Origin of the sequence: Ciceribacter sp. T2.26MG-112.2 (assembly GCF_900492205.1) — a bacterium.
Classification (GTDB): Bacteria; Pseudomonadota; Alphaproteobacteria; order Rhizobiales; family Rhizobiaceae; genus Allorhizobium; species Allorhizobium naphthalenivorans_A.
On the sequence record NZ_UEYQ01000014.1, the window covers coordinates 67007 to 89107 of the forward strand.

22 protein-coding genes are annotated in these 22101 nt (G+C 64.7%); 13 read left to right on the forward strand and 9 right to left on the reverse strand.

Translation table 11 applies throughout. The features are described 5' to 3' along the window. Positions 1–145: 145 nt before the first annotated feature. Positions 146–1609, reverse strand: a complete 1464-nt coding sequence (betB, locus tag DYZ14_RS17445) for a betaine-aldehyde dehydrogenase (RefSeq protein WP_154721870.1) — start codon at positions 1607–1609, stop codon at positions 146–148. A gap of 210 nt (positions 1610–1819) precedes the next feature. On the opposite strand from betB, the gene DYZ14_RS17450 reads away from it, so the two are divergent. The 8 genes from DYZ14_RS17450 (at position 1820) to DYZ14_RS17485 (ending at position 10455) form a co-directional block, all read left to right on the forward strand. Beyond that, on the forward strand, positions 1820–2311 hold the full coding sequence (locus tag DYZ14_RS17450; RefSeq protein WP_232365573.1) for a group III truncated hemoglobin: 492 nt from the start codon (positions 1820–1822) through the stop codon (positions 2309–2311). 49 nt (positions 2312–2360) lie between these two features. Then, positions 2361–2882, forward strand: coding sequence for an RrF2 family transcriptional regulator (locus DYZ14_RS17455; RefSeq protein ID WP_154721871.1), 522 nt, complete (start codon positions 2361–2363; stop codon positions 2880–2882). Positions 2883–2898: 16 nt separating this feature from the next. After that, positions 2899–3039: a hypothetical protein gene (locus DYZ14_RS17460; protein ID WP_154721872.1), complete on the forward strand. Its 141-nt coding sequence runs from the start codon at positions 2899–2901 to the stop codon at positions 3037–3039. 247 nt (positions 3040–3286) lie between these two features. Beyond that, positions 3287–4186, forward strand: coding sequence for a hypothetical protein (locus tag DYZ14_RS17465; protein ID WP_154721873.1), 900 nt, complete (start codon positions 3287–3289; stop codon positions 4184–4186). A gap of 194 nt (positions 4187–4380) precedes the next feature. Next, on the forward strand, positions 4381–6183 hold the full coding sequence (locus tag DYZ14_RS17470) for a bifunctional diguanylate cyclase/phosphodiesterase (protein WP_195950005.1): 1803 nt from the start codon (positions 4381–4383) through the stop codon (positions 6181–6183). Between the two features lie 144 nt (positions 6184–6327). Further along, positions 6328–7329: an NAD(P)H-quinone oxidoreductase gene (locus DYZ14_RS17475; RefSeq protein WP_195950006.1), complete on the forward strand. Its 1002-nt coding sequence runs from the start codon at positions 6328–6330 to the stop codon at positions 7327–7329. A 106-nt stretch (positions 7330–7435) separates the two neighbouring features. Continuing rightward, a complete protein-coding gene (locus DYZ14_RS17480; protein ID WP_154721875.1) occupies positions 7436–8209 on the forward strand; it encodes an AAA family ATPase in 774 nt (257 codons plus the stop codon). A gap of 314 nt (positions 8210–8523) precedes the next feature. After that, positions 8524–10455 carry an O-linked N-acetylglucosamine transferase, SPINDLY family protein gene (locus DYZ14_RS17485; protein WP_195950007.1) on the forward strand — a complete coding sequence of 644 codons (1932 nt, stop codon included), beginning with the start codon at positions 8524–8526 and terminating at the stop codon, positions 10453–10455. Between the two features lie 327 nt (positions 10456–10782). Here the strand turns inward: DYZ14_RS17485 and DYZ14_RS17490 are convergent, their stop codons facing one another. After that, on the reverse strand, positions 10783–11523 hold the full coding sequence (locus tag DYZ14_RS17490) for a DUF3750 domain-containing protein (RefSeq protein ID WP_154721877.1): 741 nt from the start codon (positions 11521–11523) through the stop codon (positions 10783–10785). Positions 11524–11595: 72 nt separating this feature from the next. On the opposite strand from DYZ14_RS17490, the gene DYZ14_RS17495 reads away from it, so the two are divergent. Then, complete coding sequence (locus DYZ14_RS17495) at positions 11596–12603, forward strand: asparaginase (RefSeq protein ID WP_154721878.1); 1008 nt, start codon at positions 11596–11598, stop codon at positions 12601–12603. Between the two features lie 261 nt (positions 12604–12864). Here the strand turns inward: DYZ14_RS17495 and DYZ14_RS17500 are convergent, their stop codons facing one another. Continuing rightward, on the reverse strand, positions 12865–13614 hold the full coding sequence (locus DYZ14_RS17500) for an SDR family oxidoreductase (protein WP_154721879.1): 750 nt from the start codon (positions 13612–13614) through the stop codon (positions 12865–12867). Positions 13615–13713: 99 nt separating this feature from the next. Between DYZ14_RS17500 and DYZ14_RS17505 the strand changes: the two genes are divergently transcribed. Then, entirely contained in the window at positions 13714–14619 is a 906-nt protein-coding gene (locus DYZ14_RS17505) for an AraC family transcriptional regulator (protein WP_154721880.1), read from the forward strand. Positions 14620–14632: 13 nt separating this feature from the next. On the opposite strand, the gene DYZ14_RS17510 is transcribed toward DYZ14_RS17505, so the two are convergent. Further along, positions 14633–15388, reverse strand: a complete 756-nt coding sequence (locus DYZ14_RS17510; protein ID WP_154721894.1) for a DeoR/GlpR family DNA-binding transcription regulator — start codon at positions 15386–15388, stop codon at positions 14633–14635. 129 nt (positions 15389–15517) lie between these two features. On the opposite strand from DYZ14_RS17510, the gene DYZ14_RS17515 reads away from it, so the two are divergent. After that, positions 15518–15874 carry a DUF4406 domain-containing protein gene (locus DYZ14_RS17515; RefSeq protein WP_154721881.1) on the forward strand — a complete coding sequence of 119 codons (357 nt, stop codon included), beginning with the start codon at positions 15518–15520 and terminating at the stop codon, positions 15872–15874. Between the two features lie 107 nt (positions 15875–15981). Here DYZ14_RS17515 and DYZ14_RS17520 read toward each other — a convergent pair whose 3' ends face one another. Further along, entirely contained in the window at positions 15982–16401 is a 420-nt protein-coding gene (locus DYZ14_RS17520) for a VOC family protein (protein ID WP_154721882.1), read from the reverse strand. A gap of 190 nt (positions 16402–16591) precedes the next feature. Here DYZ14_RS17520 and DYZ14_RS24150 point away from each other — a divergent pair, with 190 nt between their 5' ends. Then, positions 16592–16807 carry a KTSC domain-containing protein gene (locus tag DYZ14_RS24150; RefSeq protein ID WP_195950008.1) on the forward strand — a complete coding sequence of 72 codons (216 nt, stop codon included), beginning with the start codon at positions 16592–16594 and terminating at the stop codon, positions 16805–16807. Positions 16808–16866: 59 nt separating this feature from the next. Here the strand turns inward: DYZ14_RS24150 and DYZ14_RS17530 are convergent, their stop codons facing one another. From DYZ14_RS17530 to DYZ14_RS17540, 3 genes are all read right to left on the reverse strand, one after another. Beyond that, complete coding sequence (locus DYZ14_RS17530; protein WP_154721884.1) at positions 16867–17526, reverse strand: glutathione S-transferase family protein; 660 nt, start codon at positions 17524–17526, stop codon at positions 16867–16869. Positions 17527–17649: 123 nt separating this feature from the next. After that, positions 17650–19476 (reverse strand): putative bifunctional diguanylate cyclase/phosphodiesterase, encoded by a 1827-nt coding sequence (locus DYZ14_RS17535; RefSeq protein WP_154721885.1) that lies wholly within the window; start codon positions 19474–19476, stop codon positions 17650–17652. 133 nt (positions 19477–19609) lie between these two features. After that, entirely contained in the window at positions 19610–20983 is a 1374-nt protein-coding gene (locus tag DYZ14_RS17540; RefSeq protein ID WP_154721886.1) for a TIGR03808 family TAT-translocated repetitive protein, read from the reverse strand. Positions 20984–21197: 214 nt separating this feature from the next. On the opposite strand from DYZ14_RS17540, the gene DYZ14_RS17545 reads away from it, so the two are divergent. Continuing rightward, the gene (locus DYZ14_RS17545; protein ID WP_154721887.1) at positions 21198–21404 is read left to right on the forward strand and encodes a hypothetical protein; all 207 of its coding nucleotides are present in this window, start codon (positions 21198–21200) and stop codon (positions 21402–21404) included. Positions 21405–21569: 165 nt separating this feature from the next. Here DYZ14_RS17545 and DYZ14_RS17550 read toward each other — a convergent pair whose 3' ends face one another. Then, entirely contained in the window at positions 21570–22085 is a 516-nt protein-coding gene (locus DYZ14_RS17550) for a MarR family winged helix-turn-helix transcriptional regulator (RefSeq protein WP_154721895.1), read from the reverse strand. Positions 22086–22101 lie beyond the last annotated feature (16 nt).

A 22101-nucleotide genomic window follows, 5' to 3' on the forward strand; every position in this document is an offset into this window, starting at 1 on the left:
ATCTCAATACGGCGCCGGTCGTCGTCCCTCTTCTCCCCAGCGGGGAGAAGGTGGCGGCAGCCGGATGAGGGGGAGGCGAAGCCTCGCAAGCGGCCCCCTCATCTGCCCTTCGGACCTCTTCTCCCCGAGGGGGAGAAGAGGGAAATCAATACGGCGCCTCGCACTTGCCCATGCCGACATAGACCGTTTTCAGCTCGGTATAGTGCTCCAGCGCCGCCGCCGAATTTTCCCGTCCGAAGCCGGATTGCTTCGAGCCGCCGAAGGGGATTTCGACCGGGCAGAGATTGTAGGTGTTGATCCACAGCGTCCCGGCTTCCAGTTCGTCGACCACGCGGTGGGCGCGGGTGATGTCGGCGGTGAACACGCCGCCGGCCAGGCCGAATTCACTGGCGTTCGCCCGCGCGATCACGTCCGCCTCGTCGTCGAAGTCGAGCACGCACATCACCGGGCCGAAGATTTCTTCGCGGGCGATGGTCATGTCGTCCGTCACGTCGGCAAACACCGTCGGCTGGACAAAGTAACCCTCGCCCGAGACATTGTTGGGAATGCCGCCGCCAGTGACGAGGGTGGCGCCCTCGGCCTTGCCCTTGGCGATGTAGCCGAGAACCTTCTCGCGCTGTGCCCAGGAGACGAGCGGTCCCATCTGGGTTGCCTCGTCCTGCGGGTCGCCGATCAGGATCGCCTCGGTGCGCTCTTTCAGCCGAGCGAGGAACTTGTTCTTGATGCCCTTGTGCACGAAGACGCGCGTGCCGTTCGAGCAGACCTGGCCGGTGGAATAGAAATTGGCGAGCATGGCGCCGGAGATCGCGCTTTCGACATCGGCGTCGTCGAAGATGATCAGGGGCGACTTGCCACCGAGTTCCATGGTGACATGCTTCAATTGCGCGGCGGCGCCGCCGGCCACCTTGCGCCCCGTCGGCACCGAGCCGGTCAGCGAGACCTTGGCGACGTCGGGATGGGAAACCAGCAGCGGCCCGGAGTCGCGGTCGCCCTGGATGACGTTGAACACGCCCTTGGGCAGCCCCGCCTCGATCAGGATCTCGGCGATCTTCAGCGCCCCGAGTGGGGTGACTTCCGACGGCTTGAATACCATGGCATTGCCGGCGGCAAGGGCCGGCGCGCCCTTCCAGCAGGCGATCTGCTGCGGATAGTTCCACGCACCGATGCCGACCACGACGCCGAGCGGCACGCGCTTGGTATAGGCCCAGTCGCCACCCAGAGGAATCTGGCTGCCGTTGAGCGCGGTCGGCGCGATGCCGCCGAAGAATTCGAAGGCGTCGGCGCCCGAGGTCGGGTCGGCGACGATCGTCTCCTGGATCGGCTTGCCGGTGTCGAGCGTTTCAAGTTCCGAAAGCGCGCGGTTACGCTCCCGCATGATCTCCGCGGCGCGCTTGAGGATCCGGCCGCGGGCCATCGGGCTAAACTTCGACCATTCCTTCTGTGCCCGTTTGGCCGAAGCGATGGCCTTCTCGACAATTGACGGCGTCGCCGCATGCAGCTTGGCGATCACCTCGCCTGTCGCCGGATAAAGGCTCTCGATGACGGCACCTTCGGTATCCTCGACATATTCACCGTCGATGAAATGGCTGGCTTTCGGCTGTGCGCGCATGTTCGACCCCAGTCTGGCAATGATCCGGCAATTCTTCGCTGAGCCAAGCATATAAGCGGGCAGAGGACCAGAGTCCCCTTTTAGCGAGGCCAGATTCCGTTCCGTTTGCGACACCTCCTGATCGCCGACAGCGGCAGCCCCGCGATGGGTTGGACGTACGAAATAAAAGATAGATTGACACTCTATGTTTTAACGACCAGGTTTGATCCCATGGTGAGAGACAAGGAACCGGCAGGCGTGATCGAAGAAAGCCGTATCGACAGGACCATCCTCATAGACGGCATTCCCTTGCCGGACATGCTGGACGAGCAAATGGTTCGCGCCGTGGTCCATGGCTTTTATGACGAGATCCGCCGCGACGACCTGCTCGGACCCGTCTTCGCGGCGGAGATCGCCGCCGACGAATGGCCGGCGCATCTCGACAAGATGTGCGACTTCTGGTCAGCAACCCTTCTGCGCACATCGCGCTATGACGGCCGGCCGCTGCCGCCGCATCTGGCGATAGAGGGTCTCGACGAGCGCCATTTCCGCCGCTGGCTCACCCTGTTTCGCGCCACCGTGCGGCGGCTTTGTCCGCCCGAGGTCGCGCAATTGTTCATCAACCGTGCGCTTCGCATCGCCCACAGCTTCCGCCTGGCGATCGCCTTTCACCGCGGCGAGAACGCGATACACATCCAGCCGATCGGCGAGGACGCACTGTGATCGCGGCAGGTTGTGGTGCAGACGTGACGACGGAGCGCGGAGCCCTGCCATGCGCCTGACGAGCTTTTCCGACTATGCCCTGCGCATGCTGATGTTCGCCGCATCGAGCAGCGAGACGTCGTTTACCATCGAAGCGGCCTCGCGCGCCTTCGGTGTATCGAAGACCCATCTCAACAAGGTCGCCAGCACGCTGACACGCGGCGGCTTCCTCAAGGCGCTGCGCGGCCGGTCGGGAGGGCTGCTGCTCGCCCGGCCCGCCGAGACGATCCGCATCGGCGACGTCGTCCGGCTGACCGAACCGGATTTTGCCGTCGTCGAATGTTTCGCCACCGGCAACCAGTGTGTCCTGACCCGCACATGCAGGCTTTCGGGCATGCTGGGCGATGCGATCGGGGCTTTCCTGTCGGCGCTGGACCGCTACACGCTCGCCGACATCGCTCTGGAGCCCGCCGCCTTCGCCGCCTTTCTGCCCGATGCGCCGCCACGGCCGCGCAGGCCCTATCGCCGGAAGGCCGAGACCGTTTCGGCAGTGGGAGACACCACGCCGGCCGCCCCAAAAAACCTGCCCTGACAAAAGGAGAACAACCATGGCCGAGACCCCCGAGAAAGACACTCCGAAGACGCTGGCGGCCGAGACGATCGACGGCGGCAGCTCCCTTTTGCCGATGTTGATCGTCGGACTGATCATGATCACGGTCGGCTATGTCGTCCTGATGATGTTCGTCTGATCCGAGGCCTTGATCCCGGCCGCAGGCGAGACCGAATGCGTGGTCCGGTGAGCCTGTGCCTTGGCGCAACGGACGGCTTTTCAACGCGTCGTCCCTTGGCTGATCGCTCAGTGCCCCACTGCCGAAACTTCCTTCTCGCGCGGCGGACGGGCCCTCTCGAGTTGAGGCCGCGTCGGCAAACATGCTAGAAGCGTCGGGACCGCTTTCGCCAAAGCCGGTCGGCATCGGTGAAGGCTGAAGGTGTCTTATGAAGCTGCATATCCATCTTGGCGCCCACAAGACGGGCAGCACGTCACTTCAGTTTCACTTGCGCAAGAACGAGGCGAAGTTCGCCGATGCCGGCATGGCCTATATCCCCATGCCGGAGTTTCGAAAGCGCTATTCGGCCTTTCTCAACCGGATTGAAAACAGATACCCTGCCTTCATCAGGCTGCTTTCGCCGACGATCGAAAACAGGTTTCGCGAACAGCTTGTCCCTTTGTCGGGTTCGTCCCTGGTGGTGATCTCGGATGAGAACCTTCTGGGCGGCCTGGCACCGATCGCGGCCAAACACAGGCTCTATCCCCATGCCGTGCGCATGGTCTCCGCGGTCAAACGCGCGGCCGGGCCGAACGACGCCCACTATTTCCTCTGCATCCGCAACTACCCGGAATTCATCGTCTCGATGTACCTTCATCTGGTCATCCAGGGCCGGCGTGTGCCTCCGCTCGAAAGCGTGACGGCGGATTTCCTAGGGGGCGCGCGTGGCTGGGCCGAGGTCGTGGCCGATGTTGCAAACGTGGTGGGCGCCGACCGGCTGACGGTCTGGACCTACGAGCACTATCGCGATGCTCCGGGCGCGGTACTCGATGTTCTGGCGCCCGGCGTCCCGGTCGAACTCTTCGTTCCGCCGGGAAACCTTGCCATCAATCGTTCGCTGACCGCCAAGGGCTGGCAGGTGATGGAGGCCTTGCAGGACATCCTGACCCGGACGGAACTGGCCAGCATGGGTACGCTGATGAGAAAGTTCCCGTTCGAGGAACCCAATCCCAAGGTCGTGCTCGACGATCCCGCGGCGCTGGCGGAGCTCGACGACAAATATCGCCGGGACAAGATCGCCATCGCCGCGCTCGGCTGTCGCCTGCTCGATGGCACCCAAGCCGGTTGATCCGCCAGCCTTTGCCGCATCCGTTGCTGCGCGAGCGCAACCCTTGGGCCGGCCTGTCGACGGCAGTCCGTCGGTTCTGTGCGGCTCGCCGGTCATGAAACCTTCATCGAACCTTCACATTGCGGAAAGGTTTTCTTGACGATTTCCAAGCAAGCCTTGCGGCCATAACAACAAATGGATTTTGGAGAAAGACAATGGTTACTGGCGCCGCGTTGGAGACGGGCATCTTGCGCCGCTTTGCCAATGACCAGTTGCTGACCCTTGCCAAGCTGGTCGTCGAAAACGCGCTGCAGCCGATCGTCGAGGTCGGCACGGGTGCCGTGTTCGGCTATGAGAGCCTGATGCGCGGCCACGACCGGATCGGCTTCGACAGCCCCCTCGACCTGCTCGACCAGGCGGCGGCCTCGGGCCAGTTGGTATCGATCGAGCAGATGGTGGCGAGCCGGGCGCTCGCCAAGTTCGCCACGCTGCCGCATTTCTCCGACACCACGCTCTTTCTCAATCTCGACGTCCGGTTGATCGCCCATGGCGACGAACTGCTCGACAGTGTGCTGCAACACCTGCGCCTGGCCAATATACCGCCATCCTCGGTATGCTTCGAGCTCTCCGAACGCTTCGACAATACCAGCGTGCCGGAATTTGCCGGCCTCGTGGCGCGGCTACGGAAATCCGGCTTCAAGCTGGCAATCGACGATTTCGGTGTCGGCCATGGTGAGATGAAGCTCTTGTGCGACTTTCCGGTCGACTATGTGAAGATCGACCGCCACTTCATCGCCGGCCTCGACGGCAATCCGCGCAAGCGCCATCTGGTCAAGAACATCGTCAACTTCTGCCACGTGCTCGGTGTGCGGGTGATCGCCGAGGGTATAGAGACGGAAGCCGAGTTCATCGCCTGCCGCGAATTCGGCGTCGATCTGGTACAGGGCTGGTTCATCGCCCGTCCGACCACGCTGATGAACGAGTTGAAGCCGTCATTCCCGCACCTGCAGGAGATCGGCAAGGTACGCCGCTCGACGCAGTCGCTCGACGAGATCCTCATTCGCCGGCAGATCGAGCATATGCCGACGGTCTTCGAGCACGAGGGAATCGACAGCGTCTTCGATCTGTTCCGCCGCAATCCGCGCCAGTCCTTCTTCCCGGTGCTCAATGCCAATGGCGAACCGCGCGGCATCATCAACGAGTTCCACCTCAAGGAATTCATCTACCAGCCCTTCGGCCGCGACCTGTTGAAGAACAAGATCTACGAACGCTCGATCTCGCATTTCGTCGAGCGCGCCCCGATCGTCGGCCTCGATGCCGATGCCGAGCGGCTGATGTCGATCTTCGCGAATATGGACGGTTCCGACTGCGTCATCCTCACCGAGAACATGCGCTATGCCGGCGTGGTCTCGGCCGCCTCGCTGATCCGCATCATCAACGAGAAGCAGTTGAAGACCGCGCAGGACCAGAATCCTTTGACCGGGCTTCCCGGCAATCGCGCGATCCGCGACCTCATGCAGGATTTCGCCCGCGACGGCGATGACAGCCGGTTCTTCTGCTATTGCGACTTCGACCACTTCAAGCCGTTCAACGACCATTACGGTTTCCAGAGCGGCGACCATGCCATCTCGCTGTTTGCCGCCCTGCTGCGTCGCTATTTCTTCGCCGAGGGCGATTTCCTCGGCCATGTCGGCGGCGACGATTTCTTCATCGGCCTGCGCGACTGGAGCCGCGAGGAACTGACCGAGATCCTCGACCGGCTTCTTTCCGACTTCCACGACGACGTGATCGAACTCTATTCCGAAGAGGACCGCAGCACCGGCCGCATCCATGGCCAGGACCGCCATGGCCGCGACCGCGAATTCCCGCTGATGCGCTGCTCGATCGGCGTGCTCGAACTGCCGCAGGGGCTGGTGATCGACGACGTCAACCGTGTCTCGGCCGAGATCGCCGAGTTGAAGAAAAAGGCGAAGAGCAGCGAAAGCGGCCTGGTGATCGACGTCTACCTGGGTCGCTGAGAACCGCCGGACCGCTCGCTACGGGCGGCCGGCGATAGCGCAAGGGCGGGCAGGACAGAAGCCTCCGCGTCAATGAGCCTCCTTTCCAGATCGTGACCCATGGCTTATGTCGGGACATCCGCGCCGAGTGAGAGGACATCCGCCATGCCGCTTCCTGCATCCATGCGCTACGTCGACCTGCCGTCCTTCGGCGAGGCCGATGTCATGACCTTCGCCACCGGCCCGCTGCCCTCGCCAAGGTCGGGCGATATCCTAGTGCGGGTCGAAGCCGCCGGCGTCAATCGCCCCGATGTCGCCCAGCGCCAGGGCACCTATCCCGCGCCGAAGGACGCAAGCCCCGTGCTCGGCCTCGAAGTGGCCGGGGAGGTGGTGGCGCTGGGCGAGGGTGTCACGGAATTTGCAGTCGGCGACGCGGTCTGCGCGCTCGCCAATGGCGGCGGCTATGCCGAATACTGTGCGGTGCCCGCCGGCCAGGCGCTGCCCTGGCCGAAGGGTTTTGACGCCGTGAAGGCCGCGGCCCTGCCGGAAACCTTCTTCACCGTCTGGGCCAACCTCTTCCAGATGGCGGGCTTGACCGAAGGCGAGACCGTGCTGATCCACGGCGGCACGTCGGGCATCGGCACCACCGCGATCCAGCTGGCGAAAGCCTTCGGTGCGGAGGTCTTCGCCACCGCCGGCTCCGACGAGAAATGCAAGGCCTGCACCGATCTCGGCGCCAAGCGGGCGATCAACTACAGGACCGAGGATTTCGTCGAAGTGATCAAGGCCGAGACGGATCGGCGTGGCGTCGATACCGTGCTCGACATGATCGGCGCCGCCTATTTCCAGAAGAACCTCTCCTGTCTCGCCAAGGACGGCTGCCTGTCGATCATCGCCTTCCTCGGCGGCTCGGTGGCTGACAAGGTCGACCTCAGCCCGATCATGGTCAAACGCCTGACCGTCACCGGCTCCACCATGCGCCCTCGCACCGCCGAGGAGAAACGCGGCATCCGCGACGAACTCGTCGCCGAGGTCTGGCCGCTGCTGGAAGCCGGCACCGTCGCCCCCGTCATCCACACCGTCCTGCCCTTCGACGAGGTCGTCGAGGCCCACCGGCTGATGGAAAGCTCGCAGCATATCGGCAAGATCGTGCTCAGGCTGGGGTGAGGGCGGGGGGCGTTTTCGGACGGCTTCCAGATAACGGAGCTTGTACGTCTTCCGTTGGAGGTCGCATTGCTGTGGTCATAAAGTTTCAACTGGTAACCCGGTGCCGATGTCTGCAATACGAAAAGCGAAATCGACAAGCCTGCCAGCCCCGTATCTGAAGCGCCTTTGGGTGCGGGAGGATGCTCGGTTGGGCGAACAATATCCGTTCGACCTGCCCTGGCTCGACCAGGATTTTGCCGTCGATTTCGCGACACCGGTGACCATCATCGTGGGTGAGAACGGCACTGGAAAATCCACCCTCATCGAGGCCGTGGCTGCGTTGTGCGGCTATGACGAGGCCGGGGGCGGCAAGGGCTACAGGCCGGTTGACCACTCCCGTGCGCTGGACCGCAGCGGAGCCCTGCTGGCCAGCGCGCTGCGTGCCGCCTGGTTGCCGAAGGTCACGGCGGGCTGGTTCTTTCGTGCGGAATCCTTCTTCTCTGTGGCGCGCTTTCTCGACGAAGCGGCCCGCGACGCCAATGCTGCGCCGCCCGACTTCTTGTCCTTTAGCCATGGCGAAGGTTTCGTGCGTTTTTTTGAAGAGCGCATGAGCAAGCAGGGAATTTACTTTCTCGACGAACCTGAAAGCGCGCTTTCCCCGAAGCGCCAGCTGGAACTGCTGCGCCTTCTCCATGAGATCCAGGGATCGGCCAATGCGCAAGTCATCATGGCGACGCATTCACCCATCCTGATGGCGGTCCCCGGTGCCCGGCTGCTGGAGATTACCCGCGCCGGCATTGCGGACATCGACCTGCGCGATACGCGGCATTTCAAGCTCTACAAGGACTTCACCAGCGACCCGGACGATTTTGTCGACCGTGCGCTGCGCGACGTGATTTGAACGCCAGAGGAGCGCGCCAGCGGCGCGAACCTATGCCGCCAAGCGGTCAACGCTGCGTGGGTGGCGCTTCGTGGTGCTTGCTGCCAGTTTGGCATTTTTCTGCCCCTCACCCTGACCCTCTCCCCGCAGGCGGGGAGAGGGGACGGCCACGGCGGCGCCACTCGTCCCTTCTCCCCGTTCACGGGGAGAAGGTGCCGGCAGGCGGATGAGGGGGCAAGCCCCAAACGCAGCGGCGCCCACCCCACATCCCTGAGCGCCAGTTTCGTGCAACCGTCGGTCCGTAAGCCTGCCGGCGACGGATGGAGGCGAAGGCCATGAAGAAGAGCTTCGAGCAGGCGCTCAAGGAATATCAGGCCGGGCGGCTGCCGGCGGCGCTGAAGTTCGCCGAGAAGGCCATGGCCGAAGGCGGCGCGAACCATCCCGGCCTCCTGGCGCTGATCGGCAATATCCAGTTCAAGTCCGGCAACCGCACGGCCGCCGCCGAGGCCTTTGCCCGCGCGGCGGACAAGGCCGACGACAAGGCCGCCGCCGGCTATCTGAAGCTTGCCGTGACGCTTGCCCAGGCGGCCGGTCTGACCGATCTCATGCTCGCCGTCGGCGTCCGGGCCGTGAAGCTCAACCCCGCAGACCCCGAGTTGGCCTTCACCGTCGCCAGCGCCTTCTTCACCCGCGGCCGCTGGGGCGACATGGATCCGATGCTGGAACGGCTCGATCGCGACAATGACCGGCACATGGCGCTGATCGTCAATCATCACCGGCTGATGAGCCGCTTCGACGCGCTCTATGCCGAACTCGACCGGGCGCTCTTGACCCGCCCCGACGACCTGTTCCTCAACGTCTCGAAATTCGCGGTCGCCCGCGAGGTTCTCGATTTCCCCACCATCGAGCGCCACGAGGCGCTGATGCGCGAGCCGGACGCGCCCTTTGCCGCCGGCCTGATGGCGCGCGAGCCGGCGCTCGGCCGCATCCTCTGGTGCGACGACGAGGCGCTCAATGCCCGCCCGAGCCAGGAAGCATCGAGTTATGCCGCGACCCTGCGGTCGGCGACCGGCCGCACCCGCCGGGCCTTCTCCGCCCCGGGCGAAAAGATCCGCATCGGCTACCTGTCCAATGATTTCCACGGCCATGCGACGATGACGCTGTTCCTCGAGGCCATGGCCGCCCACGACCTCGAGCGCTTCGACGTCACACTGTTCTGCTATACCGAGCGCCATTCCGCAGCCCAGCAGGCCGCCTGGCCGGAACACCTGCGCGCCCGGATCGTTCCGGTCGGCCATCTGTCCGACGAGGCGGCGGCCGCCCTGATCTCCGAGCACCGGACCGACATCCTGGTCGACCTCAAGGGCCACACGATGGGCGCCCGTCTCGGCATCGTCAATCTCTCCGACGCGCCGGTCAAGGTCACTTATCTAGGCTTCCCCGGCTCCGTCACCGGCGTCGAGCTCGACTATGCGATCACCGATCCGATCATAACACCCGACAGTGCCAAACCTTTCTACGCCGAAAAGCTCTGCCGCCTGCCGGAGACCTACCAGGCCAACAACTGGCGCACCCGCCCGCGGCCGCGGCCGATGGAACGCGGCGACGTCGGCCTGCCTGAGGACGCCTTCGTCTTCGCCTCGTTCAACGCCAGCTACAAGATCACGCCGTCCACGCTGTCGCTCTGGGTCGCGGTTTTGTCCGCCGTGCCGGACTCGCTTTTATGGATCCTCTGCCGCTCGCCCGAGGCGCGGCGCAATTTCACCGCCGCCCTGCAGGCCCGCGGCGTCGATCCGGCACGCCTGATCTTTGCCGAGAACCGGCCGTATGCCGAGCATGTCAGTCGCCTCCCGCTCGCCGACCTCGCGCTCGACACCCGGCCGTGGAATGGCCACACGACCACCTCCGACATGCTGTGGGCCGGCCTGCCGGTGCTCGCGACAAGGGGCAGGACCTTCGCCAGCCGGGTATCCGCAAGCCTCCTGACGGCGATCGGCCTGCCGGAGCTGATTGCCGAGACCGACCGGGATCTTGTCGACAAGGCGGTGATGCTGGCCCGCGACCCTTACGCGCTCACCGCCCTCAGGTCGCGCCTCGACGCGGCCCGCTTCACGGCGCCGCTGTTCGACAACGAACGCTTCTGCCGCCATCTGGAGCGCGGCTTCGAGGCCATGGCCGCGCGGGCGAGGGCGGGTCTGGCGCCCGAGCATATCGATGTCGAGCCGCTGCCGCCGCGCACCACGCCCTTCTCCGGCGAAGCCTCCTGATCGACGCCCCTTGAAACCTTGGGCCTCGACGCCCATCTTCTGTTCAGTGTTAACGAACGAAAGGGAGGTGATCGAATGTCTAATGAGATTTCGGTTTGCATGACGGGCTTGGCGAAGACGATGGTCTCGACGGGGCAGCCCTCGGCCTGACCTCGCCTTGCTACGGATCGCGCCGCGTGATCCGGGTCCGGAATGGGACCAAACTCATGGAAGGGCCGCCTCGCGCGGCCCTTTTTTTGTGGCCAGACACTTGAAGCATGTTTCCCGGACGAGATCGCGCAAGATCCGCGCCCGCAACCTCATGGCAACGGTCTCACTCGAACCCGCTCAATCGGGCCAGCTGATCGCGCCAAATCCCGGCAGCTTGAGCGCTGGCTGCTGGAAATCCAGCCCCGCCACCAGCCCGAGAAGATTGACCTCGAGCCCGCTGCGGGCCCCGAGCGAAAGCCCGGCCAGCCCGCCGAGGCTCAAATGAAGGTCGCGGCCGTCGCTGTCGAGCGCATAGAAGGCCCCGTTCGGCAAATAGTCGCGGCCGACCGCATCCGGCGGCAGAACCGCCCCCAGTTCCGGCACGGAACGCAGCACATGGGCGACAAACGTATTCGAGTTCGGCCCCGGATAGATCCGGTAGCCGCCGGGCTCGCCATGCGGATAGCTGGCGATCGCCGCCTCCACCTTCGGGATCGGCCGCTCGGCCTCGAGGCCTTTCACCGAGGTGACGAGGCGCGGCGGATTGGAATACCAGTAGCCGTCCGGCGGCCGATGATTGCGACGGATCGGCGCGCCCCAGCCAACCTTGTCATAGCGCTGATACTGGCCGTTCTTCTGCTTGGTGACGATCCAGGCATGGCTGGCGACCGAACCCTTCATGCCGCCCGTCATGGCCGAAAAGACATGGATCGCGGCTTGCCGGGTCTCCTCCGCCTTCGGCAGGATGCCGGCCGATCCCCAGTCCGCCTCGTTCCATCGCGCCGGCCGGTCCTTGGCCGCCCACAGCCCCGCCGACACCAGGGTCGGCAGGACAAAGACAAGGGCCAGCATGGTGAGCAGGCGCAGCATGGTTTTCAATCGCGGACCTCGTGCATCGGGCGTCTGTTTGCGCTATGAGCCGGAGACAATCCGGAATTTTTGAGGCGAGCCATGAACAATCCGATCACCGTTGAAGTCACCCGCGGTAAACTTGTCGAGAGCCGCCATCGCGGCCTGGCCGTCGTCACCGATGGCGACGGCGCCATCGTCTTTTCCGCCGGCGATGTCGATGCGGTGACCTTTCCCCGCTCGGCCTGCAAGGCGATGCAGGCCCTGCCGCTCGTCGAAAGCGGCGCGGCCGACGCCTATGGTTTCGGGATGAAGGAACTGGCGCTCGCCTGCTCCTCGCATTCCGGCGAGGACGAGCATGTGGCACTCGCCGCCTCGATGCTGAAGGCCGCCGGGCGCGATGAAAGCGTGCTCGAATGCGGCGCCCACTGGTCGTTCGAACAGCCGGTGCTGATCCACCAGGCCCGCACGCTGGAAAAGCCGACCGCGCTTCACAACAACTGCTCGGGCAAGCATTCCGGCTTCGTCTGCGCCTGCTGCCATTCGGGCGAGGATCCGCGCGGCTATGCCGGCTACGACCATCCGCTGCAGGCGGAAATCCGCGGCATCATGGAAAGCCTGACGGGCACGCCGCTTGGCCGCGACAATTGCGGCACCGACGGCTGCTCGATCCCGACCTATGCCGTGCCGCTCGTTTCGCTTGCCCGCGGTTTTGGCAAGATGGCGACCGGCAAGGGGCTGGAGCCGGTCCGGGCGGCGGCGTCAAAGCGCCTGATCGCGGCCTGCATGGCCGAGCCCTTCTACGTCGCCGGCACGAAGCGCTTCTGCACCCGGCTGATGCAGGTGGCGCCCGGCAAAATCTTCGCCAAGACCGGCGCCGAAGGCGTATTCTGTGCGCTCCTGCCGGAAAAGGGCCTGTCCTTTGCCGTCAAATGCGAGGACGGCACCACTCGCGCCGCCGAGAGCATGATCGCCGCCCTGCTGGCCCGCCATTTCGACAAGGAAACGCCCGAGCACGCCGCGCTGATGGCCATGGCCAACCACTCCATGCGCAACTGGATCGGCCTGCATGTGGGGGATGTGCGGGTGACGGATGTGATGTTTGGGTGAGGTTTTGTCTGTCGGCCTTGGCCGGTGGCCTTCTCCGATTGCCCCTCACCCTAACCCTCTCCCCGTGAACGGGGAGAGGGGATGATCGACAGGCGGTGCCGCATGTCCCTTCTCCCCGTTTACGGGGAGAAGGTGGCGGCAGCCGGATGAGGGGCTGCCTTTCAGCAATCTGTCGGCATTTTACCCGGGATTTTTTCGGGCAAGCTCGGACGGCCCTGCATCCAGGACGGTTCGCCGTTTTCTCGTCGGAGCCACTCGCAGTTATCCCGCAAGGGCAACCGCATCGGCGCCCGCCGGGATGCGCATCGGCGAGCCGGGATCGGTCGCGGCGCACCAGATGGCCTCGGCCACATCGTCCGCTTGGGTGATTTCCGTTTCCATCTGTCCTTCCCATCCGGCGAACACGGACTGGACCACCGACGCATAGGCCTCTGGGAAACCGCCGTGTTGCTGGATCCTTGATCGCGCCGTGTCGCCGAAGCTGGTTGCCGGCGCGCGGCCGGGCAGGACGATCTTCATGCGCACGTCGAAGGGCCCGAGTTCCAGCGCAGCAGCCTCTGTGAAGGCATTCACGGCGGCCTTGCTCGCCGTGTAGACCGACAGCAGCGGCAGGGGCATCAGCGTCACGCTCGACGTCACGTTGATGACGACCCCTTGCCTGCGCTCCCGGAACTGCGGCAGGACCGCCTGCGTCATCGCGATGGTGCCCAAGCTGTTCGTTTCGAAGAGATCGCGCACGATGTCCATCGGCGTTCCCTCGACAGCATTCATCCAGCCTATGCCGGCATTATTTACCAGAACGTCGATCGGACCGGCTGCCTTGACTGCCTTGCGGATGCTGTCGACGTCCGTCACGTCGAGAGCCAGGATGTCGAGATTTTCCGAGACGGGCAGAATATCCGCGCGCGGCGTGCGCATCGTCGCCACGACCCTCCAGCCCCTGTCGAGGAAGAGTTTCGCAGTCTCCAGTCCGAACCCGGAGGAGGCGCCGGTAATGAGAACGGTCTTCATGCTTCTTTTCCTTAATTGATTTCGGATGAAAGAAGGGTAGATCGTTCTGATGATGCGATACATAATGCATGATCCATAAAGCATTATCAGGAGTGTCGTTTGAGCGATCCGCTTGCCGAGATGGTCACATTGCTGCAGCCGAGCGCGGGCTTATCCAAAGCGGTCAGCGGAGGCGGTGTCTGGAGCGTTATCCGCGACGGGCCGGGGAACCCGTTCTATTGTGTGATGCTCGAGGGCGCGTCCCGCCTTGCGGTGGAAGCCGAGGCCCCGGTAGAGCTGCGCGCGGGTGATTTCGTGCTCGTTCCCGGCATGTGCAACTTCACCATGTCGGGGAGCGGAGAGACGCTGGACGAGACGCTCGATCCGCGCACGGTCACCCGGCTTCCGGGTGAGATCAGGCATGGCGATCCCGATGCGCCCGCCAATGCGCGGCTGCTGGTCGGCCATTTCTCCTTCGGATCGCCGGATGCGGAACTGCTACTGTCCCTGCTGCCGAGGTTCTTTCATGTCCGCGGAGACGAAAGGCTGTCGGCCCTCGTCGGGCTCGTGACCGATGAAGCCCGTAACGAAAGGCCGGCGCGAGAGATAATCCTCGCCCGGTTGCTGGAAGTGCTGTTGCTGGAGACCCTGCGCTCTACCTCGGGTGAGACCGTCCGCTACGGCATCCTGCGCGGTCTCGGCGACGAACGCCTCGCGCCCGTCATCCGCCTGCTGCACGAACATCCGACCCGTGAATGGACGATGGAGCAACTGGCGGGAGAAGCCGCACTCTCCCGGTCCGCATTCTTCAAGCGCTTCCGCCGTGCGATGGGCGTGGCGCCTATGGAATACCTGATTTCCTGGCGGATGGCGCTGGCGAGAAACCTCCTCATGAAGGGCAATATAGGCATTCAGGAAATCGCCGAACGGGTCGGCTATCGTTCGGCCAGTGCCTTCAGCACCGCCTTCACCCGCTTCGTCGGGCTTCCGCCATCGCGATATGCTGCGAGCGGAGCCGCCCCGTGACGCCGGTCGCTGATCATCCCTCGATCACCGCCACCCCCGCCTCGCGATAGGCTACCAATCTCTCCGCCGCGATCCCGGCCGGCACGATCAGCCCGGTGATCGCATCGAGCGGCGCGATGCGGCAGGGGGAGACGGCGTCGAGCTTGGCCGCCGTCACCGCCACATAGGTCTCGACGCTGGCGGACAGAATGTGCCGCTTGATCGTCGCCTCCTCGAAATCGCCGGTCGACAGCCCGTGGCGCGGATGTGCGGCGGTGACGCCGAGGAAGAAGATGTCGGGCCGGATGGCGTCGATCGCCTGCATGGCCGCGGCCCCGACCGAAACCATGGAATGGCGGTAGAGCCGGCCGCCGATCAGGATGACCTCGACCAGCGGGTGATGCTCGAGTTCGGCGGCGATGGTCGGTGAATGGGTGGCAACGGTAAGCGCCGAGTCGCGCCGCAAATGTCGCACGATCTCGGCCGTCGTCGTGCCGCCGTCGAGGAACACCATCTGGCCCGGACGGATAAGGGCCGCCGCCCTGGCGCCGAGCGCCGCCTTCTCCGCATGGGCAACGCCACGCCGGAGACCGAGGTCCGGCAGGTCTGGCGCGACCGGCAGCGCCCCGCCATGCACCCGTTTGAGCAGCCCCTGGGCCGCCATGTCGCGCATGTCGCGGCGGATCGTGTCCTCGGATACGTCGAGTTCGCGCGCAAGCGCGCCGGCGAGCGCCTGGCCCTCCCGCCGCAGCGTTTCGAGGATGTGGGTTCTACGCTGGCTGCCGAGCATTGCACGTTCCTGCACGAATGGTCCCAATGATTCACGATAATGCACGAATAGATTCGACATGCCAGCATAAACACGCAAATGTCGGCAAGCCTGCAGGAGGCAGGCGGAAGAAACCATGGGAGACAAGACATGCTGATACTGATTGCCGGCCCCTATCGCTCCGGCACCGGCGACGATCCGGTGAAGATGGCGGAGAACCTGAAACGGCTGGAAGCGCCGTCGTACGCGCTGTTCAAGGCGGGGCACGTGCCAATGATCGGCGAATGGGTGGCGCTGCCGGTCTGGCATGCGGCCGGCGGAAAGACGATCGGCGACGACCTCTACGAGGAGATTTTCCACCCGGTGGCGGGCCGCCTCCTGCAATTGTGCGAAGGCGTGCTGCGCCTGCCCGGGGCCTCGAAGGGTGCCGACAACGACGTGCGCATCGCCACCGAGCGCGGCATTCCGGTCTGGTACCGGCTGGAGGACGTGCCCGGCTGCGCCTGAACCGGCCCGCTCGTGATGACGACCCATCGGGTGCGCCCCTCCGCGTCAGGGGGAGAGGCGCCCATTCCGGCATCCGAACCGCGCTGCGGCGGCCCCGGCGGAAGGCCTCACACGGCAAAGATCGCCGCGTCGTCGTTGAAGGCCTTGAACTCCAGCGCATTGCCGGAGGGGTCGAAGATGAACATGGTGCGCTGTTCGCCGGCCTGTCCCTCGAAGCGCAGCTTGGGCTTCAGACCCCAGCGCGTGTCCGGGTCGGCGTCCAGCCGTTTGACCAGCGCCAGGAAATCCTCCATGGCGAGGATCACGCCGAAATGCGGAATCGGCACCGTATCGCCGTCGACCGCGCCGCTTGCCGTGTCCTTGGGCATTTCCGCTCTCAGATGCGCCGACATCTGGTGACCGAACAGGTCGAAGTCGATCCATTTGCCGGGGCTTTCGCGGCCGATGCGGCAGCCGAGCACCGTGCCGTAGAAACGCCGCGTCGCCTCGATGTCAGTGATGGGAAAGGCCAGATGGAAGGGTCGCATGGGGTCTCCTCGATTTTCTTGTCTGTCCAGACTAGCGCGATCCGCACGGCGCGCAAGCCGGCACACCCCGGCAAGGGCGCCCCGGCGCCGCTTCGCAATTGACAATTGCATGTTGCGATGCACAATCAATGCCATCGACCGCAGCGACGATGGGCGCCAGGCCCGGCCGGGATGTGCACGAGGTGCGTGTATGAGCAGGATGACGCTTTCGTCGCGTGAGATCGCGGCGGTGGATTATGATCCGAACGCCTTGCGGCTCGAGGTTGAGCTGCGCAAGGGCGGCGTCTACGAGATCCTCGGCGTGCCCGAGGCCATCTACCAGACCCTCATCACCTCGCAATCGCCCGGCACCTATTATCACCTGCATATCCGCAAGGGCGGCTACCGGATGACGCAGCTGCGCTGAGGCGGTTGCTGACCGCCGCTGGGCGGGGCGCAAGCTGGCAAACCCGCCCAGCGCCCTTCTCACTCCTGCTCATCGAGACGCGCCTGCCACATCGCCTTGAAGGCGGGGCGCTCATGGCAGCGTTTCAGCCAGGCCGAAAGATGGGGAAAGGGCTCGAGCGCCGGCGCATAGGGCTCAACATAGCGCACCACTTCGGCGAGGTTGAGATCGGCCACGGTGAAGCGTCCGCCGACGGCATAGTCGTTTCCGGCGAAATGCTGTTCCAGCACGCCGAACGGCCGCTTCAGGAGGCGCGAAGCGACGTCCGCCTCCGCCTGTCCCGCCTCGGTGGCAAGCCGACCCTGCGCATTAGCCATGGAGATCTTCAGCGCATTGGCTTCCATCTCCGACACCGCGAAGAACGACCACTGGGTGATCATCGCGTCCTCGGCAAGGTCCCTGGGCGCCAGCGGCCCGCCATGCTTCTTGGCGAGATAGAGGTTGATCGCCATGCTCTCGTAGAGCCGCAGACCGTCGTCGTCGATCGCCGGGATCGCCCCCATCGGATTGATGGCGAGGAATTCCGGCGAGCGGGTATTGGTCCTCACACCCGGCGCCATCGGGTCGGCGAGCTTGTAGGCCTGGAGGATCGGCACGTGCTCGAACGTCAGCCCGAGCTCGCCGGCAAGCCAGAGCGTGCGCGTCGCCCGCGACTTGTAGACGCCATAGATCTTCAGCATGAAAGGAACCCTCCGATTGATTTGCCGGAAGGCTATCGGTCGAACATGGCGATGAGAAGCCGCGGATCGCTGATCCGGCCATGAATTTCGCTGATGGTCGAAAGCGCCGAGGAAAGTGCCGTCTCAGCCGGCGGCGCTGAGCGGGGCTTCGTTTTCGCCAAGCGGCGTACCGATGACGCGGCCCTCCTTGAGCAGCGTCGAAATGGCCGTACAGTCGATCGCCCGCGCGTAGAGATAGCCTTGGGCATAGGTACAGCCCAGCCAGTACAGCGTCTCGGCCTGTTCCGCGGTCTCGACGCCTTCGGCAACGACGCCGATGCCAAGGCCCCGCGCAATGTCGATCAGCCCCTTGATGATGACGGCGCCGCGCTGGTCATTGACCATGCGCTGGACGAAGCACTTGTCAATCTTGACGATGTCGACCGGGACGGTGAGCAGATGGGTGAGCGAGGCATAACCGGTGCCGAAATCGTCGAGCGCGACGCTCATGCCGGCCGCCCGCAGTTCGCGGATCTGCCCGGCGACGATCTGGTCGCGCTGGTCGAGATAAACGCTTTCGGTTACCTCCAGGGTAACCTTCCGCAAGGGGATGCCCGCTTCGTTGAATTGGCTCGCCACCCTTTCGGCAAGGCCCGGTCGGTAGAAGTCAGCCGCCGACAGGTTGACGCTGACCCGGCCGAAATCGATCCCCGCATCCATCCAGCGCCGCGTGTCGGCCGCGACATTGCCGAGCATTCGCCGCGTCAGTTCGAAGGCGATGTTGACGTCCTTGGTCGCCTCGTGGAAATGCGCCGCCGACAGGATTTCGCCGCTTCGCGTCTTCATCCGGCAAAGCGCCTCGAGATTGGCGACCCGGCCGGTCGCAAGCTCGACGATCGGCTGGTAATAGGCTTCGATACGGTTCTCGCGCAGCGCTTCCGTGACGTCCTGGATGGCGCGGAACCGCTTGACGATCGCGGTGCCCAGCCCCGGCACGTATTCGATGTAGTTTCCGCGTGCCCGTTCCTTGGCGTGGTAGAGCGCATAATCGGCGTTCTGGCGCACCTGCTCGGCGCTGTCGCCGGCCATGGCCACGGCGCCGCCGAGGGTGACCGACGGATAGATCACATGGTCGAAGCATGTGCAGGGGCGCCGGACCGCGTCCAGCACGCGCGCGGCGATGGCAGAGAGATCCCTGCTCGCCTCGCCGGTCACGATGATGGCGAATTCGTCGCCGCCGAGGCGAAAGCTCATGCCCGGCTCGCCGATGGAGGCGATCCTGGCCGCCACGGTGCAGATCAGGTCGTCGCCGGCCCGGTGGCCGAAAGTGTCGTTGACCAGCTTCAGATTGTCGACATCGCCGAGCAGCACGCCCCAAGGCGCGCCGGCCTTGTCCTGCGCGGCAATCACGTCGTTGAACCGGCCGCGATTGGGCAATTGCGTCAGTGCGTCGGTCTCCGCCAGCCTTTGCCGTTCGGTGACGCGCTGGTCGCGCTCGATGGCGATGGCGCAGAGGTGGACGCAGGCATCGACGATCTTCTGCTCGAACTCGGAGGGGCCGCGCGGCGTGCGGAAATAGAAAGCGAAGGTGCCGAGCACCTTGCCCGAACCGATGATCGGCGTCGACCAGCAGGCGGCGAGCCCGAGCGGAAGCGCATAGTGCTTGAAATCGGCCCAGAACGGGTGGGTGGCGATATCGGTGACGGTCACCGGGCTTCCGGTAAAGGCGGCGGTGCCGCACGAACCGACGCCGGGACCGATGGCCGTGCCGTCCAGCGCCGCTGCATAGGCCTTGGGAAGCGAGGGTCCGGAGAGGTGCCGCAGCCGCTTCTGCGCATCGATGACCAGGACAGAGCAGACGATGTCGGGTACGGTCTGCTCGACTGTGCGGCACAACAGATCGACGGTCTCGCCCAGCGATTGGCCGGTGGCGATCATTTCGAGAATCTTGTTCTGCAGTTGTGTCAGCATCGTTGTGCGCGGTTCCCGTGTATCGTCAATGAAAGCACGCAGGCCTTAAATACTTGTTACGGAAAACCTAAAATAGCGATGCAACCACCAATCCGGTGGCCGCGCCCGAGAGGCAATCGCCCCGGCGGTCGCCTCAGCCTCGCCGGTTGCCCTCGACCGTCAGGTGAGGGTGGCCTGCGGCGCCGTCGATCAGTTCGTCGGTCGCCTTGTCGTTCCAGCGATAGCCGAGGATCGCGCCGTCGGGCGCCCCGCCGATCACATTGCCTGAAATCAGTGTCGTGCCCGCCCCCTCGACCACCGAGACGGCGATGCCGACCGGGCAATCGCGGATGATGTTGGCGCTCGCCACGACATTGCGCAGAAAAGGCCCCCAGCCGAGCATCAGCCCCCATTTCGGTGCCTTCTCGATGACATTGCCGCTCACCACGCTATCTGCCTCCACCGCGATGCCGAAACCGAAGCCGGCGCCGTCATGGCTGTAGGGTCCGTCGGGCTTCAGGTTGCGCACGATATTGCCGGTGACGCTCGACAGGCGGCCGCCCTCGTCGAGATTGACGACGAGAATGCCGTTGGCCGCGCCGTCGACCAGATTGTCGGCGATCAGCGCACCCTCGAAGGAAAATTCCGCATAGATCGCCGTCTCGCCCGAGCGCAGGCACTGATTGGTGGCGATGGTGACATTGGACGCCGAATTGGCGCGGATCGCCGAAAAGGCGCAATCGGAAATCTGATTGTCCGAAATCAGCACATTGTCGGCGCGAAAGAGGTTGATCCCATTGCCGTGCTGCCCGGTGCCGCCGGCCCGCGCGCCGATCCGGGCGATGCGGTTGCCGCTCACCATGGCGCCGTCCTCGCCCTTGATCCAGCGATGCACCAGGATGCCGCCATTGCCGCAGTCGGTGACGTCATTGTCCTGGATCGAGAGCGCCTTCGTCTCGATTGCCAGCAGTCCGGCATCGGCGGCGCCGGTGATGCGGCAGCCTTTGACCTTCCCGCCGGACCGCTCCAGTTGCAGGCCGTGCTTGCGGCTGCCGACGATCTCGCAGTCGCTGACCAGCACCTCGTCGACGGCGCGAAACGAAACCAGCGCATCGGCATAGTCGGCGAGCCAGCGATTGGCGCCGTCGAGCGTGATGCCGGAGAGCGCCACATGGCGGGCGTCCCGCGCGGTGATCAGATGGCCGTCGCCGGTATAGGTGAGGCGGGTGGCGCCCGGGACGCCGAACAGTTTCGTGCCGTCCGGCAGGTCGAGGTTGGAGACCTCATAGGCGCCGGCCGGCAGGAACACCGGCTGTCCGCTGGCGGCGGCGGCATCAAGCAGCGCCTGCAGCTTGCGGCTCTGGTTGTCGGCGGCCCCCGGCACGATACCGGCCTGCGCGGCATCCAGCGCCCCGCGCAGTTCGGCGGCGATCGGCAGTGGCTGGGCACGCGCTTGACCGGCGGAAAAACCCAGCCGCAGGGCCGGCAGGCTTGCCAGCCCTTGAAGGATCATCCGCCTGTTCAGCATCATCGCTCCCCGTTGACGACCGGCCCAAGGGGCACGAAACGGTTCCCTGCCCATCCGGGACGGCCGGAGCTTGGCCGAAAGCGCCGGGTACGGCAAGCACGGCTGCGACAAATCATCCGCCTGTCGCCTGGCCGGAACAGTTTGCGCCAGATCAATGCCGGAGCTTTGGCAAGGTCTAGTCTTCAGGTCAGAAAGTAAATCGATGGAGGGCTTCATGCTTCGTCTTTCCGCAGTTCTTTATATCCTGGTTGCCAGCGCCCTGGGCGGCGCGGCCGTAACGGCCGTCCTTGCCATGCGCATGATGGAGGCTTGGCAGATCGCCGGGGCGTTTGCCGCCGGGTGCGTCGTCGCGCTGCCGATCTCGGCCATTCTCGGTCGCAAGATCTACAATGCGATGAAGACCCCTTCGGCGACTGCCTGACGCAGTCGTTGGACCGCGCGCCGAGCCTGCCGGTGTTCCCTGGGGCGGACCGATGCCGGCGGATGGGGTTCAATCCGCGCGACGCCGACCGGCTTCGTCTTTGAACGGATGAGGCCGGTCGCAACGGTTCCGCGATAGCCTTGGATGGCCTTTATTCGCGCGTCGTTATTCTTCGCCGTCCGTCCTGACCTGCGATTCCATCTCGAATTGCTGCCGGCGCCGGTCGAATCCGCAGATGAAGCGATCGTAGAGTTCGGCGAAGCGTTCGACATCTTCGGCCGGCCAATCCGCGACGATATCGCGGATCGTGTCCCGCTTCACCTCGTCAGCCTTCTTCAGCAGGTCGTGGCCGACCGGCGTGATGACGATGATGGCCCGCCGCGCGTCCTCCTGTGAAACCTCCCGCTTCAGCAATCCCCGGCGCACGAGATCGGCGACGATCCGGCTCGATCGCGACGGATCGACCCGAAGCTCCTCGGCGATCGCCCCGACGGTGGCCTCCTGGTTCGCCTGCAGGCGCCTGACCGTTCCCACCACATCGAGATGCGAAAGCTCCATGCCGCCGCCGACGCGGCTGATCACCAGATTGCCGATGAAACGCCGGCCGATCATCAGCCGCATGCGCGCCATGGCGTTCCCGATGCGGGCAATGGTTTCGGCGGCGGCATGGAGCTTTCGCATCTCGATGTGGTGGGAA

What these genes read in the sequence shown, in the direction of transcription:
- betB (WP_154721870.1), bottom strand. Translation starts at nt 1,609, where the DNA reads ATGCGCGCACAGCCGAAAGCCAGCCATTTCATCGACGGTGAATATGTC.
- DYZ14_RS17450 (WP_232365573.1), top strand. Translation starts at nt 1,820, where the DNA reads ATGGTGAGAGACAAGGAACCGGCAGGCGTGATCGAAGAAAGCCGTATC.
- DYZ14_RS17455 (WP_154721871.1), top strand. Translation starts at nt 2,361, where the DNA reads ATGCGCCTGACGAGCTTTTCCGACTATGCCCTGCGCATGCTGATGTTC.
- DYZ14_RS17460 (WP_154721872.1), top strand. Translation starts at nt 2,899, where the DNA reads ATGGCCGAGACCCCCGAGAAAGACACTCCGAAGACGCTGGCGGCCGAG.
- DYZ14_RS17465 (WP_154721873.1), top strand. Translation starts at nt 3,287, where the DNA reads ATGAAGCTGCATATCCATCTTGGCGCCCACAAGACGGGCAGCACGTCA.
- DYZ14_RS17470 (WP_195950005.1), top strand. Translation starts at nt 4,381, where the DNA reads ATGGTTACTGGCGCCGCGTTGGAGACGGGCATCTTGCGCCGCTTTGCC.
- DYZ14_RS17475 (WP_195950006.1), top strand. Translation starts at nt 6,328, where the DNA reads ATGCCGCTTCCTGCATCCATGCGCTACGTCGACCTGCCGTCCTTCGGC.
- DYZ14_RS17480 (WP_154721875.1), top strand. Translation starts at nt 7,436, where the DNA reads ATGTCTGCAATACGAAAAGCGAAATCGACAAGCCTGCCAGCCCCGTAT.
- DYZ14_RS17485 (WP_195950007.1), top strand. Translation starts at nt 8,524, where the DNA reads ATGAAGAAGAGCTTCGAGCAGGCGCTCAAGGAATATCAGGCCGGGCGG.
- DYZ14_RS17495 (WP_154721878.1), top strand. Translation starts at nt 11,596, where the DNA reads ATGAACAATCCGATCACCGTTGAAGTCACCCGCGGTAAACTTGTCGAG.
- DYZ14_RS17500 (WP_154721879.1), bottom strand. Translation starts at nt 13,614, where the DNA reads ATGAAGACCGTTCTCATTACCGGCGCCTCCTCCGGGTTCGGACTGGAG.
- DYZ14_RS17510 (WP_154721894.1), bottom strand. Translation starts at nt 15,388, where the DNA reads ATGCTCGGCAGCCAGCGTAGAACCCACATCCTCGAAACGCTGCGGCGG.
- DYZ14_RS17515 (WP_154721881.1), top strand. Translation starts at nt 15,518, where the DNA reads ATGCTGATACTGATTGCCGGCCCCTATCGCTCCGGCACCGGCGACGAT.
- DYZ14_RS17520 (WP_154721882.1), bottom strand. Translation starts at nt 16,401, where the DNA reads ATGCGACCCTTCCATCTGGCCTTTCCCATCACTGACATCGAGGCGACG.
- DYZ14_RS24150 (WP_195950008.1), top strand. Translation starts at nt 16,592, where the DNA reads ATGAGCAGGATGACGCTTTCGTCGCGTGAGATCGCGGCGGTGGATTAT.
- DYZ14_RS17530 (WP_154721884.1), bottom strand. Translation starts at nt 17,526, where the DNA reads ATGCTGAAGATCTATGGCGTCTACAAGTCGCGGGCGACGCGCACGCTC.
- DYZ14_RS17535 (WP_154721885.1), bottom strand. Translation starts at nt 19,476, where the DNA reads ATGCTGACACAACTGCAGAACAAGATTCTCGAAATGATCGCCACCGGC.
- DYZ14_RS17540 (WP_154721886.1), bottom strand. Translation starts at nt 20,983, where the DNA reads ATGCTGAACAGGCGGATGATCCTTCAAGGGCTGGCAAGCCTGCCGGCC.
- DYZ14_RS17545 (WP_154721887.1), top strand. Translation starts at nt 21,198, where the DNA reads ATGCTTCGTCTTTCCGCAGTTCTTTATATCCTGGTTGCCAGCGCCCTG.
- DYZ14_RS17550 (WP_154721895.1), bottom strand. Translation starts at nt 22,085, where the DNA reads ATGCGAAAGCTCCATGCCGCCGCCGAAACCATTGCCCGCATCGGGAAC.